The organism is Sphingobacterium sp. UBA6317 (assembly GCF_002440385.1).
GTDB classification, from domain to species: Bacteria; Bacteroidota; Bacteroidia; order Sphingobacteriales; family Sphingobacteriaceae; genus Sphingobacterium; species Sphingobacterium multivorum.
In genome coordinates, this window is sequence record NZ_DJTD01000028.1 from 88,624 (window position 1) to 104,054 (window position 15,431).

13 protein-coding genes are annotated in these 15,431 nt (G+C 39.9%); 3 read left to right on the forward strand and 10 right to left on the reverse strand.

Annotation, left to right across the window (positions count from 1 at the left end; translation table 11 throughout):
* Positions 1-48: 48 nt before the first annotated feature.
* The gene (locus B3E92_RS08440; protein WP_112374089.1) at positions 49-330 is read right to left on the reverse strand and encodes a GNAT family N-acetyltransferase; all 282 of its coding nucleotides are present in this window, start codon (positions 328-330) and stop codon (positions 49-51) included.
* A 178-nt stretch (positions 331-508) separates the two neighbouring features.
* Here B3E92_RS08440 and B3E92_RS08445 point away from each other — a divergent pair, with 178 nt between their 5' ends.
* Positions 509-1,969, forward strand: a complete 1,461-nt coding sequence (locus B3E92_RS08445) for an exonuclease domain-containing protein (RefSeq protein ID WP_286896219.1) — start codon at positions 509-511, stop codon at positions 1,967-1,969.
* 561 nt (positions 1,970-2,530) lie between these two features.
* On the opposite strand, the gene B3E92_RS08450 is transcribed toward B3E92_RS08445, so the two are convergent.
* The 6 genes from B3E92_RS08450 to B3E92_RS08475 form a co-directional block, all read right to left on the reverse strand.
* Positions 2,531-3,652, reverse strand: coding sequence for an acyltransferase family protein (locus B3E92_RS08450; protein WP_286896221.1), 1,122 nt, complete (start codon positions 3,650-3,652; stop codon positions 2,531-2,533).
* 66 nt (positions 3,653-3,718) lie between these two features.
* Positions 3,719-5,269, reverse strand: coding sequence for a RagB/SusD family nutrient uptake outer membrane protein (locus B3E92_RS08455; protein WP_070563972.1), 1,551 nt, complete (start codon positions 5,267-5,269; stop codon positions 3,719-3,721).
* Between the two features lie 18 nt (positions 5,270-5,287).
* Positions 5,288-8,560 (reverse strand): TonB-dependent receptor, encoded by a 3,273-nt coding sequence (locus B3E92_RS08460; protein WP_286896224.1) that lies wholly within the window; start codon positions 8,558-8,560, stop codon positions 5,288-5,290.
* Between the two features lie 35 nt (positions 8,561-8,595).
* A complete protein-coding gene (locus tag B3E92_RS08465; protein ID WP_286896226.1) occupies positions 8,596-9,735 on the reverse strand; it encodes a FecR family protein in 1,140 nt (379 codons plus the stop codon).
* Between the two features lie 67 nt (positions 9,736-9,802).
* Entirely contained in the window at positions 9,803-10,360 is a 558-nt protein-coding gene (locus tag B3E92_RS08470) for an RNA polymerase sigma-70 factor (RefSeq protein WP_112374094.1), read from the reverse strand.
* Positions 10,361-10,571: 211 nt separating this feature from the next.
* On the reverse strand, positions 10,572-11,276 hold the full coding sequence (locus tag B3E92_RS08475; RefSeq protein ID WP_046673602.1) for a TIGR00730 family Rossman fold protein: 705 nt from the start codon (positions 11,274-11,276) through the stop codon (positions 10,572-10,574).
* Between the two features lie 114 nt (positions 11,277-11,390).
* On the opposite strand from B3E92_RS08475, the gene recR reads away from it, so the two are divergent.
* Positions 11,391-12,005, forward strand: coding sequence for a recombination mediator RecR (gene recR, locus B3E92_RS08480; protein ID WP_046673482.1), 615 nt, complete (start codon positions 11,391-11,393; stop codon positions 12,003-12,005).
* On the opposite strand, the gene B3E92_RS08485 is transcribed toward recR, so the two are convergent.
* Genes B3E92_RS08485 through B3E92_RS08495 form a run of 3 tightly spaced genes read right to left on the reverse strand, consistent with a single transcriptional unit; the run spans position 12,002 to position 14,165 of the window.
* Positions 12,002-13,198, reverse strand: a complete 1,197-nt coding sequence (locus B3E92_RS08485) for an oxygenase MpaB family protein (RefSeq protein WP_286896230.1) — start codon at positions 13,196-13,198, stop codon at positions 12,002-12,004. The two genes, recR and B3E92_RS08485, sit on opposite strands and share 4 nt — an antisense overlap.
* The gene (locus B3E92_RS08490) at positions 13,183-13,536 is read right to left on the reverse strand and encodes a hypothetical protein (RefSeq protein WP_046673481.1); all 354 of its coding nucleotides are present in this window, start codon (positions 13,534-13,536) and stop codon (positions 13,183-13,185) included. The genes B3E92_RS08485 and B3E92_RS08490 overlap by 16 nt, the downstream gene beginning before the upstream one ends.
* A gap of 14 nt (positions 13,537-13,550) precedes the next feature.
* Entirely contained in the window at positions 13,551-14,165 is a 615-nt protein-coding gene (locus B3E92_RS08495) for a hypothetical protein (protein ID WP_286896233.1), read from the reverse strand.
* Between the two features lie 388 nt (positions 14,166-14,553).
* Here B3E92_RS08495 and B3E92_RS08500 point away from each other — a divergent pair, with 388 nt between their 5' ends.
* Complete coding sequence (locus B3E92_RS08500) at positions 14,554-15,405, forward strand: AraC family transcriptional regulator (protein ID WP_046673479.1); 852 nt, start codon at positions 14,554-14,556, stop codon at positions 15,403-15,405.
* Positions 15,406-15,431: the final 26 nt, after the last annotated feature.

The window sequence follows — 15,431 nt, forward strand, 5'->3', positions numbered from 1 at the left end:
TAAATTGCGACAGCAATCTAACCATCTTTCTGCATATTGGTCGAGGCCTTAAAAAAGCACATCGGCCAATGTCGGATCCTTATCAAAAACTGATTTTGCAAAAGGACATAAAGGCATAATTTTTAAATTTTCTTGACGTGCATAAGTCACTGCCGCCATCAATAGCTGTTTACCTAGCCCTTTTCCTGCATATTCAGAACTTACTTCCGTATGGTCTATAATGAATTTTGTGGGGCCAGCCCAGGTATAAGTCATTTGCGCAACTGATTTTCCCTGATCGATAACCTCAAAGCTACCATGTTTATCGTCATTTTTTTGTATTACTTCCATGAGCATGATTTAATGAATGAAAAGTACAAATTAAACAAAATCCAGCAATATATAACATGACATTAGTTGAGAAAAACAGCTGTTTTACCAGTTAGATGGCATAATTCGCTTTTGTGTTTTGTAAAATTGCAGTGACTCTTTTAAATAGCTAATATTTTTAGTATGTTTGCTTTGCGTTATGAGTGTAAATCAAAGCAAAAGACAAGAATTTGCCATTGTGGACATAGAGACTACAGGTGGCCATGCAAAATCGAGCCGGATCACCGAAGTTGCCATTGTTATTCATGATGGTAACCAGGTTTTGGAACGTTGGGAGACCTTGGTTAATCCAGGGAAAGAAATTCCAAATTCAATTTTTGCGCTTACGGGCATAGACAATGACATGGTGAAAGATGCTCCATTATTTGATCAAGTTGCCGAACACATTTATGGAATGCTCAAAGACCGTATTTTTGTTGCGCATAATGTAAACTTTGATTATTCATTCATTCGGTTTCAGCTTCAGGAATCGGGCTTCGAGTGGTCAGCAATAAAATTATGTACAGTACGCTATGCCCGAAAAATCAAGCCCGGATTATTGTCCTATAGTTTGGGACGTCTATGTGATTATTTAGATATCCCAATTGAAAATAGACACCGTGCGGGTGGCGACGCCGATGCAACAGCCATTCTCTTTGCTTATTTGAAAGTGCTAGATACCGAACAGGTATTTCAGGATATGATTAAACATAAAGCGCTAGACCAACGTTTTCCACCGCATTTAAATCCCTTGGAATATGAACAATTGCCCAATGAGCCCGGGGTCTATTATTTTCATGACAAAGCTGGAAAAGTAATTTATGTTGGCAAGGCTGTAAATATAAAAAAAAGAGTATTGTCCCATTTTACAGGGAATAATATTCAAGCGCAAAGGCAACATTTCTTAAAAGAAATTCATCATATAAGTTATGAGTGCTGCGGAACTGAGCTGATGTCATTGTTATTGGAATGTGCGGAAATTAAAAAGTTCTGGCCAAAATATAATAGGGCACTTAAACGGTATGAGCCTAAATTCGGTTTATTTTCTTATGAGGACCAAAATGGCTATCTCCATCTGGCTATAGGGAAGACGACAAGGGGACAAGCATGTATTCAGCTGTTTCAGCGTGAATATGACGCTATTCAGTTGCTGCAAAGCTTTATTCAGCATGACGCTATTAATCCGCAATTTTGTCAGTTTGGGCACGCCAGTTTGTCTACGAAATCCATCAAGAAGACCGAATTGCCCGATCGAGACCTACACAATACCCGGGTGGAACGTTGTATTGAGGATTGGCTCAAACAGCAACCATCCTTTGTATTTATCGATAAAGGACGTAATTCCGATGAAAAAAGCTGCATTGTCATTGAAAATGGCGTTTTTTATGGAATGGGATATATAGATCAATACGGCCAGTACAACGAGTTTGAAGATATAAAAGGACAAGTTAAAAAATATCAGAGCAATCACTACATGATGGAATTGGTCAAAATGGCAGCAGAAAGACATCCCGCTAAAGTACATTTCTTAACAAAATCAAAGATTTTACCTGACGTTGCGGCAGAGCCCACTTTCTCTTACGAGAAATTGGCCCCGAATAGTCTTTTTAATTTCTATTAACAGCATATTTTCAATTTATATTTTAGGAATTTTTTCCGTTTAGTCATTTCAATCTCAGTAATCTGTTAAAGAAATGTGAAATCGCAAATCGCGCGCGATTTTGGTCCAATAGTTGAAATATTCTTTGTGTAGAATATTAAAAAAGACTTTTCATAATTTAGGTTAATAATTGGTTAGTTAAAAACCTGGGGCTCCCAACCTCAGGTTTTCTTTTTTTTATATTTCCGAACAAGAATTTTAGGTGAAGTATTCCTTTTATTTTGATTATTCAAAATAAATCAGTGTTTTTTTTTATTTGAAGTGTATGTTTCAATTTATTGGTTTTCAATTGATTAATATTTGTCCCCCTTTTGTCCCCCTAAGTTTTTTCTCTCTATAGTTAGTTTAAGTTACTTTAGTGTCAGCGTACTGTAATAGCGGAATTAGTAAAACAAAGATGGGGCGTTTTCTAAAAGTAGCTGCGGTATATCTTATCCATATCTTTATATATAAAAAGGGCCAAAGGCCCTTTTTTTTATTCCTAATTCAGATTCACTTATTTTAACCCAAAGATACCTTGACCTAGATTTTGATATAGATATTTTTCTTTCGTAAATAATAGGCGATCAACCAATTCAAAGCGACAAATAGCAATGCAAATAGGGCGGAGGATAATTGTTGATTATGCCAACCATCAAACAGGAAATGATAGCTAAAGTTCCAAAGGTTTTGATGTTTATCCCCAATGAGAATAAATGAACAAATCGTAGAGATTAGTCCGCTAAGACAATAGATAAATAGTGTATTCCTGCCGAAGTCGTCAAAGACAGTATAAAATATCCCTCTGATGTTTTGAAATTCGATGAGATAGATTAATATACCAAGAAAAGAGATGGCAATACCCGTTGTGAATACGCAGTAACTGCTGGTCCAGATTTTCTTATTAATAGGAAAAGCAAATGACCATAGATAGCCTACTAAAATAAAGACCAAGCCTACGACAAATAGGTTCATTAGCTCCCTTTTGCCGGTCAGTTTTTGAATAATGTATTTTCCTGTGATATACCCGAATATCGTTTGACTGATGGCCGGAAATACGCTCCAGATATCCTCTGGATCAAATGCTGTTCCTTCGCCGTGATAGAGGTGGGATGCACCAAAGACCCGGATATCCAGTGTCGTTCCAAACCAACCTTCCAGACTGTAAGGATCTGCAGGATTACCGTAATAGCAAATTAGCCAATAGAGGAGTAGAAGGAAGATACTAATAACTGCAGCACCTTTAGCCCTAAAATAGTATAGTATCATTGCCGTGCTGAAATAGCAGATTGCAATACGCTGCAGCACCCCAAAATACCTGTACTTGGCAAAGGGAATCCACTCGAGCTGGTGAAGACTATTCCATTCCGCAAAGGGGAAAATATTTAAAAATAGACCAAGTAGAAAAAGGATGATTGTTCTCTTGAGAATTTTATTCCAATATAGTGTGGGGGCTAACTGGTCGCTGTTTTTTAAAGAAAATGCCATAGCGTTTCCGACAGCAAATAGGAAAAATGGAAATATAAGATCTGTAAACGTACATCCATGCCAGATGGAATGTTCAAGTGGAGGAAACACATGATGATAGTTGCCAGGATTATTGACGAGAATCATAGCCGCGAGTGTAAACCCACGGAAAATATCAAGTGATTTAAAACGAGTCATAATAAAGTGTATTGGTAAAAAAGGCTGTTCAAGGATACTCCTTTGAACAGCCTATGCTTGGTCTAATTAATAGCCTGGATTTTGAGTCAGGCTCGGGTTTGCCTGCAGTTCCAATAATGGTATTGGAAGGAGCAGGCTATTTTGGTTAAAATTATACTTAATCAACGTAGGGCTACTCTGCTTGCCGTTATCGCATGTAAATTTGATTTCATTTAATTTATTCATCACATCTACTGTGACACCATAACGGTTTAAATCATCCCACCGTTGCCCTTCGAAAGCTAGTTCTAATCGGCGCTCGTTGAGAATGATGGCCTTTAGGGCACTGGAGCTGATACCGGATAAATCGGCGAGCCCTGCGCGATGACGGATGACATTAAGGGTATTTATTGCCCCTGAAGTATTTCCCAGTGCGTTTTGAGCTTCTGCTTTGAGCAGAATGATGTCCGCAAGTCGTAAAAGGTAAAAATGATCGCCACTTTGGAAGCTGTTGGCATGTTTTTGCTTTACGTTAAATGGGATTTCTGTCGCAGCATCTCCGCAGGGATTCCAAAATTCATCCGCCCAAGGAACTGAATAGAACCAAATGTTGGCGTTCTTTCGTTCGGTGTCGCCAGCATTGTCATAAGCTTCGACAAGATCTTTCGATGGTGTTCCATATCGGCGCCATTCGTTTTCGTTGATTTTGCCATTTTCATCAAGATCCGGGAAAAAGAATGCGCCACCCCAGCAGCTTAGATTGGGACTGCCGGCGATGTAGGGAATCTCAATGATAGATTCACTATTATAGTTGTGTTTGCCGTCAAAAAGATCCGCATAGTTTTGAAGGAGCTGGTAACCACCTTTTCCAGCGATCACTGCATCGGCGTATTGCAATACCTTATTGTAATCTCGATCAGGGCGTTGTGCCCATATCTTGGTCAGTAAGGCATTTGCCGCACCTTTAGTAGCTCTAACCTTGTCGATGGAGGGTTGCCCAAATCCATCAGGGAGATTGTTTGCAGCAACTTGCAGATCCGAATCGATAAAATCATAAACCTCGGCTACAGTTGATCGCTTGATGCGTAATACTTCTGCATCTGTACTGTTGGAGTGTTTTTCCAAGGGCACACCACCATAAAGCTTGACCAATTGATAATAATGGAAGGCCCTTAAAAATGAAGCTTCTCCAAGAATTTGTTTGCGTCTTTCATCCGAAAAAGTAGGATCTGTGACCTTATCAACGTTGTCAATAACGATATTGCATTTTGAGATTGCTCCATACAGTTCTTCCCAGTCCCTGCGTACCATTTCATTGGTATTGGTGATGTTATTATAGTCAATTTGTGCAAAATCTATTTCGCCACCACCGGCAGCATGGGCATTATCAGAGCGAATATCTGTTTGCAGAATCATTTCCCATTGATAATAATTGGCATTGCTCCCTGGACGAGTGCCATTGCCTATAAAAGAATTATAGGCTCCGTTTAATGCTTTCTCAATATTGTCTCCTGTGAGATAGGCATTTTCGCTCGTTACCGTGGAGGTAGGCTGAAGATCTAAAAACTTTTTGCAGGAATTTAGAGTAAGCGATGTCAATAAGGCTATGGCCAATGAAGTATATCTAGTTGATTTCATTTTTTGTAAGCTAAAAGGTTAAAAAGTTAGGTTTAAACCAACAATAAAGGTGCGTGCCTGCGGCGAAGTACCAAAATCGATACCGGGCGCCATATTGGAGCTCACGGTTTGCTGATTAGTTCCCCCATACATGCTTACCTCAGGATCCAAACCTGAGTATTTGGTGAATGTTAACAGATTCTCGCCCGTCACATAAAAACGGACCTTATTGAGCTTCCATCTTTCAAGCACTTGTTTAGGTAGCGTGTAGGCCAGGGTCATCGATTTTACCCTGAGGTAAGAACCTTTCTCTACAAAACGGGAGGAAATTTGTGAATTGTAGTTGTCATCTGTATTGTTTAGATCCGGACGTGGCATAGTACTGTTGTTGTTATCAACAGTCCATCTGTTTAACACGGCAACACTTTGGTTTCTCGGTTCCCACATACCTTCTGTATAAATACGCGTCGCATTAAGGATATCATTTCCCTGTACCCCCTGTAAGAAAAAGGAAAAGTTGAAGTTCTTATAGCTGAAATCATTGGTCATGCCATAAGAGAATTTTGGTGTAGCATTCCCGATGATAGCCATATCACTCGTTTGAAGACCTGCTTCCGGATCAGCCATCTGATAGATCATATCTCCGGTCTCTGGATTGACGCCTTTTGCGATATAGCCCCAGAAGGACCCCAATGCAACGCCTTCTTTTGCAATCGTACTATTACCCCGACCATCGATATTTCCGTCATAATAGGTTCCGCCATCAATATTCAGGACTTTATTGCGATTGAGCCCAAAGGTCACAGTTGTATTCCATTTGAAATCGTGAACGAAATTTCGGCTACTCAATTCGAATTCAAAACCTCTATTTTGTAGGTCGCCTAAGTTTTTCAGCGCAGTTCTATAGCCCGAACTGTACGGAACCCTTGAGCTGAGAAGTAGGCCTACAGTCCTTTTTGCATAATAATCTGCACCAAATATCAATCTCGAATTAAAGAAACTGGCATCCACACCAATATCGGTCTGATTTGTTGTTTCCCATTTTAAATTGGGATTGTCCAGGGTAGCAGGCGTATAACCGGGTACAACTTGGTCGCCGATGTTATATGATCCTGTCACGTCGACTAAACCGAGATAGGAAAAGGCCGGAATTTGGCTATTTCCAACTTTACCCCAACTCGCACGGATTTTCAAATCGTTTACGGTGTTTTTCAGCGAACTGAAGAAATCTTCATTGGATAAACGCCAACCGGCAGAGAAAGAAGGGAAGTAGCCCCAGCGGTTATTTGGGCCAAATACAGATGATGCGTCAGCCCGCAGATTTGCTGTAAATAGGTACTTGTCGTTATAATCATAACCAATTTTTGCGATGCCAGATACAGTGGATACAGCGGCGTCTACTGCCGTAGGCATCGCTGTGATCATCGAACCACCATTGACCGTGTGGATTGCTGGATTAGCAAAATTTTGCGTAGCAATATTTGAGGTTGTTGTTTGTGTTTTCGTTGTAATATAGCCTAATAAGCCTGTAAAGTGGTGCTTGTCACTAAAGGTTCTATTATAGTTTAATGTATTTTCGGACATCCAATACTGATTGTCCTGCTGCTGGAGCGTTGCCATACCCTTATATTTTCGACCTTCCGTTGTACGAAAAGGATCTACGAAACTGCGGTACTGGTTGTTAAATTTCTCATACCCAAACAGCGATTTGAATTTTAATCCAGGTAGGATATTGGCTTCCACAAAGGCATTTCCTGTAAATCTGTTGTTGATATAGCTGTGCTCGTTGCCTGTTGCCAATGCAACGGGGTTGTCAAGATCTGTATAGAATGGATCTACTGTGAAAGCACCTTTGTCGCCATATATTCCGATTACTGGAGAGCCCAGATAAGCATTCATGATGACTCCATTTCGGGAGTTCTCGGTAATATCCACGTCGTACCAACGGTTGTACGATAAGCTGGTCCCCACCTTAAAGATTTTATTGATCTGATGATCCAAATTAACCTTGAAATTGACCTTGTTTACTGTATTTGTGATGACCGTACCATTATCTTTTTGATAAGATCCCGAGATGTAAAACCCTGTCTTTTCATCTCCACCGCGTACTGAAGCCTGGTATTTTTGGCTGTGACCGGTGCGGAATAGCTGATCTGGCCAGTTTGTATCAGCGGTATATTTCGACCAATCCAAGGCTTCTCCCATCTCAGTCATTAATTCTCTATATTGTGCCGCATTTAGAACACTAGGCTTTTTTCTGATGCCTGAAAATCCTTGATAGGTTTCGAAATTTACCTGTGTCTTACCGTTTGTTCCTCTTTTGGTTGTAATCAATACAACGCCATTTGCGCCAGAAGATCCATAGACAGCGGCTGAAGCAGCATCCTTTAATACAGAAATGCTTTGAATATCGGATGGATTGAGCTCCGATATGTTTTCAGTAGGAACACCATCTACAATGTATAATGGATTGCTACCTGCAGTAATTGTTGAAGTTCCGCGAACGCGAATAGAGAAGCCAGCTTGAGGTTGTCCGGAAGATTTTACAATTTCCACCCCCGCCATTTTGCCCTCCATAGCACTCGCTAATTGGGTCACAGGGCGATCTTCAATATCTTTTGTACTCATGGTTGCAATGGCTCCCGTGATGTCTTTTTTCTTCTGTGTTCCAAAACCGACCACAACGATCTGTTCCAGTTGGTTGTTGGCAGTTTTTAGCTGTATATTGAGGTAACTATTGGAACCTACCGTACTACTGATAGTCTCATAACCTATTGAACTAAAGCTGAGTTGATGGGTAGTAGTCGCTTCAATAGAAAACTCACCTTTACTGTCTGTTTCCGTTTGTTTACCTGTTGTTGTATTGCGGATGGTGACCCCTGTTAATGCTTTACCGTCGCCATCGGTAACGCGCCCTTTGACAAGCTGTTGTATATTGATCGTGTTTCTTAAAGGTATGTCATCTATTTTCCTTTTTAGGACAATGGTGTTATTGACAATTTTGTATGAATACGACAGTTCTTTCAGGTTGTCATCCAGAATTTCAACAATAGAACCATCTTTATGGTTTATGCGGATTTTTTGGTTATCATTAATCTGTGAGTTATCGTACAGAAACACATAAGAACTCTGACGCTCGATTTCTTTAGCAAACTTTGCCAAAGTGTATTCCTTGTCTTGTAACTTGATTTTAGATTGGTTTACATTCGCCATCGCCAAATTATTTGCATGGGAAACGCATTGGATAGCAAGTAAAGCAGCAAATAGTTTTGCCTTTTTACCAGCCCCTTGGATGGTTTTAAGTTTGTGCATAATTAGTTGGTTAAGTTTGTTTTATGTTAGATAATTTAGAGTTCAACTTCAATTTTATTGTTTTCCAATCGGCATTTTATATCCAGAAAGTTGAGTGTCTCAACCAGTTGCTGGGCAGTTGAATTGCGTTTTATCTTACCTGTCAGTTCACGCTTTTCATTTGTTCCTTTATACACGATATCCACATTATACCAGCGTTTTATGGCGGCAAGCGCATCTTTAATGGGTGTCGATTCGAAATAGAAAAAACCATTTTTCCAGGCCATTGCTTCTTCGATATTGGCTTCTGCTACGATAAGATTCCCGCCAGTGGTAAATGCTGCTTGACCAGGTTTCAGCATTTTTGACTTACCGAATTGCGAGACTTGTACTGAACCGGCTATAAGTGTGGTTTTATTGTTTTCATTTGGATAAGAGCGTACATTAAAATGGGTTCCGAATACACGAATGGTCTGTTCATTGGATCGCACATAGAAGGGGCGCTTGCTATCGTGGCTGACCTCAAAATAGCCCTCCCCAGATAATTTTACTTCCCGGCTATTCGACGCAAAAGATTCAGGAAACGTCAGCACGGATCCAGCATTTAGCCACACCTTACTGCCATCGGCCAAAATGATCGTATACTCTGTTCCAATCGGGGTTTCAATGGTATTGGTACGGCTTGTAGCAGTTTTCCTACTGGCTGTAAATTGATATTGCACGGTTCCGGAAGCAGTCGTAATTACTTTCACCTGTTCATCCTGATGGAGAACGCGCTGTTGCTGGGCAGAAAGATCAATTTTGGTTCCATCGGCTAAAGTTAATACGGCCGCCTTAATGCCCGGGTGAACCTGTTGTTGCATCTTCACGGCTACCCGCTGGCTATCTCCAGATGTTCTTTTAACAAGGTAAAGGGGTAATATAAACAACAGTGCCAAAGCAGCAGCTATTCCACCCAACTTCACCCGTTGCGGAATTCGCCTGATTTTTGACGCTTGGATTTCCTGCTTTATATTGGAAAATAACAGCTCTTTGAGTTGTTGTTCATCGGTTGCCAGCCCCTCAGGAATAGGGAGAGGTTCGCCATTACTTGTTTCATACCACTCTTGCAATTCGGCTTCCTCTTCAGGGGTACATGTGCCTTGAAGCCATTTGTAAGCCAATTGCTTTATCCGGAATTGATTATGATCAACCATATTTAGGGGTTATTTATATATAGAGTCCCTAGATTGGGTTGATACCCTGACAAGAAGAGAAAAAAAATCACAAAGTAATCAGAAAGCGCTGAATACCAGCGCGTATTTTTTTTAAGGCACGGCTTAATTGGGTTTCGACCGTTTTCACAGAGATGTTCATGTGCTCAGCGATCTGTTTATAAGTGAGTCCTTCTTCGCGGGATAATTTGAAAACAAGCTGGCATTTTTCGGGCAGTTCCGAAACAAGCTGATCCAGCCGAACTCGAAGTTCTTCAAACTGAAGCCAATCTTCCGTCGAGTTATCGAAATCGGCCCATTCCGTATCGTGTTTAAAAGCTTCCTGCTTGTATTGTTGCGCCAGATATTTAAAGACTTTGTATTTAACGGCCACAGCGAGGTAGGAGGCGAGATTGCTTTCAATTTGGAGTTGATGGCGTCTCAGCCAAAGCGAAGTAAAGATGTTTTGTACGATTTCTTGCGCGTCTTCCAGCGAATTTGTTTTGCGCGCAGCCTGGTAATAAAGCTTTTTCCAATAGCGATCATACAAAGCTTCGAAAGCTAAGCTATCGTCTTGTTGAACCAATACAATCAACTCTTCATCTGAATGGCCTCCAAAATCTTTCATGCAAGACAATAATTTGTTTTTCTACGGTTAACGACGTGTAATGCGAATCGCGCTATAAATGTAGGGACTAAATTAGCAATAATGCAACTTTAATCTGTAAAAGCTGGTTTTGAACAGCTAAATACCTATTTTACAAAGACCAAGGGGAGGGCAAATAGGCAAAAAAAAAGAGTATCTGTTGATTCAGGTACTCTTTTTTTACGGGTACTTCTTAGAAGTTTGGTTTCAACAAGTATTTGTCGTAGAATCGGAAAATATGATCCGCAGCCTCTTCGGCAGTATCGACAATACGGTATAGTTTCAAATCTTCTTCGCTGATATATTTGTTAGGAATCATTGTATTCTGAACCCAGTCCATCAACCCTTTCCAATATTCAGAGCCAACCAACACGATCGGAAAACGTGCAATTTTGCCGGTTTGAATCAATGTGATTGCTTCAAAAAGCTCATCCATGGTTCCAAAGCCTCCTGGCATAACAATATAACCCTGAGAATACTTCATGAACATCACTTTTCTGACGAAAAAGTACTTGAATTCAAGTAGTTTGTCGCGATCAATATATTTGTTGTGAAACTGCTCAAATGGTAATTCGATATTTAGACCAACAGACTTTCCTCCGGATTCATAAGCACCTTTATTGGCTGCTTCCATAATTCCAGGTCCACCGCCCGAGATAATACCATAACCGCGTTCTGTCAATAAACTGGCAATATCGACCGCCATTTGATAATATTTGTGTTCACGTGGCGTACGTGCTGATCCAAATATCGATACACAGGGACCAATTTTTGCCAATTTCTCAAATCCGTCCACAAACTCTGACATCACTTTAAAAATCTGCCATGAGTCCTTAACTTTAATTTCCTGCCATGTTTTGTTTTCAAATGCGCGGATAATTTTATCTTCTTTTGTAATGTCCATATATAACGTTATACATTTAATTCTAAATTCCAATTTTTCAAAAAGGAATACAATATAGCTATTTTTTTAATAGTAGCTACTTTTTCTGATTATTCTTACATTTGCATTATGAATTTTTCTTCTAAACTTCTTGAGAATGCCGTCGCTGAATTTGGAAAACTACCAGGCGTAGGGCAAAAGACAGCATTACGACTGGTTTTGCATCTGCTGAAGCAATCCGATGCGGATGTAGCCCGTTTTACAGCCGCTATTGATCGCTTGAAAGAAGATATTCAGTATTGCCAGGAATGTTTCAATATTTCGGATCACAGTATATGTGAGATATGTGCCTCCTTTAAACGTGATAAAAGCTTGATTTGTGTTGTGGAAGATACACGTGATGTGATGGCCATTGAAAATACAAATTCCTATCAAGGTGTATATCATGTATTGGGTGGGTTAATTTCGCCAATGGACGGTATTGGTCCTGCGGATCTAAAAATTGAGGGATTACTCAATCGAATTCAAAGAGGTGAGGTGGAAGAAGTTATTCTGGCACTTTCAGCAACAATGGAAGGGGATACCACCATTTTTTATTTATATCGCAAATTGCGTGAGTTTGATGTTAAAATTACAACCATTGCCCGCGGTATAGCCTTTGGTGGTGAATTGGAATATGTGGATGAACTGACCTTAGGACGGTCCATTGCGACACGGGTGCCTTACGAGCGCAATGTTGGTTAATTGTATTTCAGATAGATTTGTTTCACACCCTCGTGTATCTTTCTTCCTTTGTCAATCTGTTGTTGTCGCCATAGGCTGTCGGTGATCATATGATTTGCTTTTTTATTTTTTAAGATATTCACATAAGCGATTTTACCGAGTACCGTTTTCCTTAAACCAAGTAATGAACACGAATAGTCTCCCAATAGATAATGATTGTAGTAGAGATGAATTTCACGCATAAGCTTTCGTCCCCATTTGTTTGTGGGGTAGGCTGCTTTAATGGGCTCTTCCATGAGCGCTTTTGCTAAGGCTAAACTATCCTGATCTCCTGATTGTTGGGTCATCGTCCAATAATACAACGCTTCAATAGCTTGCTCCTCGGTGTCGGGTAGCAATTGCGTGGGAATGCCCAGCAATGTCCCGATAAATTTCCAAACATGGAATAAACCATCAACCTCGCTTTTCAATATATTGAATTTCATGCGTTTTAGCCCTGTTAGATAAACAAGAGAGAATCCGAGGTTGGTCGCAAGCATATCCCAAGTGTTTAAAGGGATGCCCCATTTTTCTGTTTGCCACTGACCGTGCTTTAGAATATTTAACCGAGCATACGAATGGATACATCGGGTAAGTAGGATGGCCTCAATGCCGATATTACCCTTTTTCAGTGCATTGTTACCTGTGACGTCAACCCAAAAGGTGACCGTTTCGGTGAGCCTTTTGACAGCACCTTTTTTTAACGCACCTGTAAAAATTAGGGGTTTATTGATGGCACTGGATTCATAGCCCCCCATGAGGACATAGTCCCGTAATACGACAAGTCCTGATAAGCCCGAACGTTGGCTGACGCCAATGCCTTGCTCTATTTTATCCCAATCTAACCAAGAGGGACTGAGATCCAATGTCTGTAGAAAATTCTGCAATATGGGTTCGTATGCTGCATCAATAGGCTTTCCTGCAAGTGCATCTTTAAGCAGTTGTTGACCTTGAGGGAAACCAATTTTTAGGTGGAGCTGTTCGACAAGCTGGTCGCAGCTATTGTCAAATTGATCGAGTAAAGGTACAAATTGATCGGCAGCAGCGATCGAAGGTTTAGTCGGCAATTTGCGAAGCAATTCCACGCCAAGACCTCTCGACCAATAGAAAGAAAATGAACTTGTATTAACTTGATAACGCTCGGGTATTCGCCTCTCTTTTATTGAGTTGTCCAAGATATATAACCTCCTGTTAATGTGATTGTATTGTTCGATTTATTGAATTTAAAGTCTATATAATCCGTTTGACAAGATAAAAGATCACTGCAGCAAAATTGACGGTCAATTTTAAAATGAAGTCTAAAAGAGCCGCCTGTCTGATCAGCAAAAAAAGTTAGCCTGCTGACGCTAAAGTCACTTAAATGCGGGCCGCCATCTTTATCTTCCAATTGATCGATAACGTAATCATTGATTTCTTTCTGATGTTTGTCGACGAATGGTAGGAGCTCTTGATCGGTGAACGGTATGATTAAACTATCTTTTTCTATCGCTATTCTGATGCTAATTTCTGCCATTTTATTATAGTGTGCTAATAAAGATCTCTCCAGTTTGGGATATATAGATTGAAAATTGCTTCTGTTTCCTTTCGGGTCTTATCCGCAAATTTACAGAAAGCCTTTAGAATAATTAGATTGATGTGTTCTTTTTTAAAATCAATGAGTCGATTTGAAAATTGAAATCCACCTTCAACGATTCTAAAATCACTTTTGGGTAGTTTACGGATGGTCACTGTTGCCACATCATATATATCCAATTGCTCCTCCCAGTAAGCAATTTGCTTGACGACTTCATGGTAGAGTAATTCCTGGCACCATTTGTACAGTAAGTTCAAGGTATTTGTGTTCTTCTTTTGATATACACATATGCTCGTTGCTGTCAATTCAACAGTTGGTAGCATTGCGTACGGATAAATCTTGACCAAATAAGGTTTTCCAAATAGGTAGTAGGGATCTTCCAGATAGGAATAGGATGAATCTTCCGATTTATTTTCTGGAGGATTTAGCTTAATGTACTCTTTGAGGAAAGCAACATCGCAATGCGCCGGAGCGTATACACGATAGGGTGATGAACTACCTAGAATCTTGATGTAATCTTTATTCCAAAGTACTATTTCGTAAAATATACTCCCTATTTCAATTTGCATGTTTCGATCTTAAGTTGGAAATGAGGCATAGGCATTCGACCTAAATCAGACCCTATAAACTATTTCAAAGTAACGTTTTTTTGATATTAATCAATAATGATAATCGTAACAATTTCTGTCAATAATTGCGGGCAAGCTTAAGGGCTTCGTTAGAAAGAATTATAGCCTATTAGTAATCAACTTCGGACTGTAAGCAGTATGTCTGTACGATGAAGCCATGGTAGTTGCACATAAAAAAGGTGGACTCAACGTGGACTTACTGTGGACTCACTGTGTTTACAGTACGAAGCTGGTCATAAGTTGGAAGTAATTTTTAGTATTGTTACTAGCTCTCACTAGCTTTTGTTTTTTGTTTTAATATTTAGATACTATCTTTGGAATACCGTTTATGTATCAACCCAACGACCATTTTCCAATACTAGATCTGCAAAAATTCCAGGAAGGGATTATTGCGGATTGTGACCTGCTTTTTCACGAACTTATTGGTCCCCGGGAAATTAATGAACCGCATAAACATGATTTTTTTATTCTCTTATTATTTGAAGAGTCCGTAGGTACGCATACCATAGACTTCGATCACTTTACGCTTGGATGTAATCAATTACATCTCGTTTTTCCAGGTCAGGTACATCAGTGGAAGATGGACGACTCGACCCATGCATTGCAGCTCATGATCAGCAGACGTTGGTTCGAAAGCTTATTACCTGCATTACGATTTCCTATTTCTTATTATCTAAAGCATTTGGTCATTGATCTTTCAGCGATCCACTTTCAGTCGCTATTGGCAGAATTTAAAGCAATTGCAGCTGATCTAGCGGACGACCATATCCTATGGGAATTGATTTACGCGCGGGTTAAAGTAATTGCCCTTCTGATTAGCAAGATCGTTCAGGATAATTATCATGATTATGAACAACATCAGGATAATCCGATTGTGGCAAAATTTGTTCAGCTTATCGATGAATGGTATAAAAGTGAAAAATCCGTTGCTTTTTATGCCGAGAAGCTAAATATATCCGCAAACTATCTGAATGTGTTAAGTAATCGGGTGTTACACAAGTCAGCTTCATTTTTGATTCAGGAACGCGTGTTATTGGAAGCAAAGCGCTTGCTTAAAATTTCGGATAAAACGATCAAAGCTATTGTCTTTGATCTGGGATTTTACGATAATGCAAGCTTCAGCAAGTTTTTTAAATGCCATACAAATATGACACCAAGTCAGTTTAAAGCGCAGCCATAATTTCTACACAAGCTGTGATAATTCAT

Bases quoted from the DNA above. Each gene is read 5' to 3' on its own strand.
- B3E92_RS08440 (WP_112374089.1), bottom strand. From the start codon at position 330: ATGGAAGTAATACAAAAAAATGACGATAAACATGGTAGCTTTGAGGTT.
- B3E92_RS08445 (WP_286896219.1), top strand. From the start codon at position 509: ATGAGTGTAAATCAAAGCAAAAGACAAGAATTTGCCATTGTGGACATA.
- B3E92_RS08450 (WP_286896221.1), bottom strand. From the start codon at position 3,652: ATGACTCGTTTTAAATCACTTGATATTTTCCGTGGGTTTACACTCGCG.
- B3E92_RS08455 (WP_070563972.1), bottom strand. From the start codon at position 5,269: ATGAAATCAACTAGATATACTTCATTGGCCATAGCCTTATTGACATCG.
- B3E92_RS08460 (WP_286896224.1), bottom strand. From the start codon at position 8,560: ATGCACAAACTTAAAACCATCCAAGGGGCTGGTAAAAAGGCAAAACTA.
- B3E92_RS08465 (WP_286896226.1), bottom strand. From the start codon at position 9,735: ATGGTTGATCATAATCAATTCCGGATAAAGCAATTGGCTTACAAATGG.
- B3E92_RS08470 (WP_112374094.1), bottom strand. From the start codon at position 10,360: ATGAAAGATTTTGGAGGCCATTCAGATGAAGAGTTGATTGTATTGGTT.
- recR (WP_046673482.1), top strand. From the start codon at position 11,391: ATGAATTTTTCTTCTAAACTTCTTGAGAATGCCGTCGCTGAATTTGGA.
- B3E92_RS08490 (WP_046673481.1), bottom strand. From the start codon at position 13,536: ATGGCAGAAATTAGCATCAGAATAGCGATAGAAAAAGATAGTTTAATC.
- B3E92_RS08495 (WP_286896233.1), bottom strand. From the start codon at position 14,165: ATGCAAATTGAAATAGGGAGTATATTTTACGAAATAGTACTTTGGAAT.
- B3E92_RS08500 (WP_046673479.1), top strand. From the start codon at position 14,554: ATGTATCAACCCAACGACCATTTTCCAATACTAGATCTGCAAAAATTC.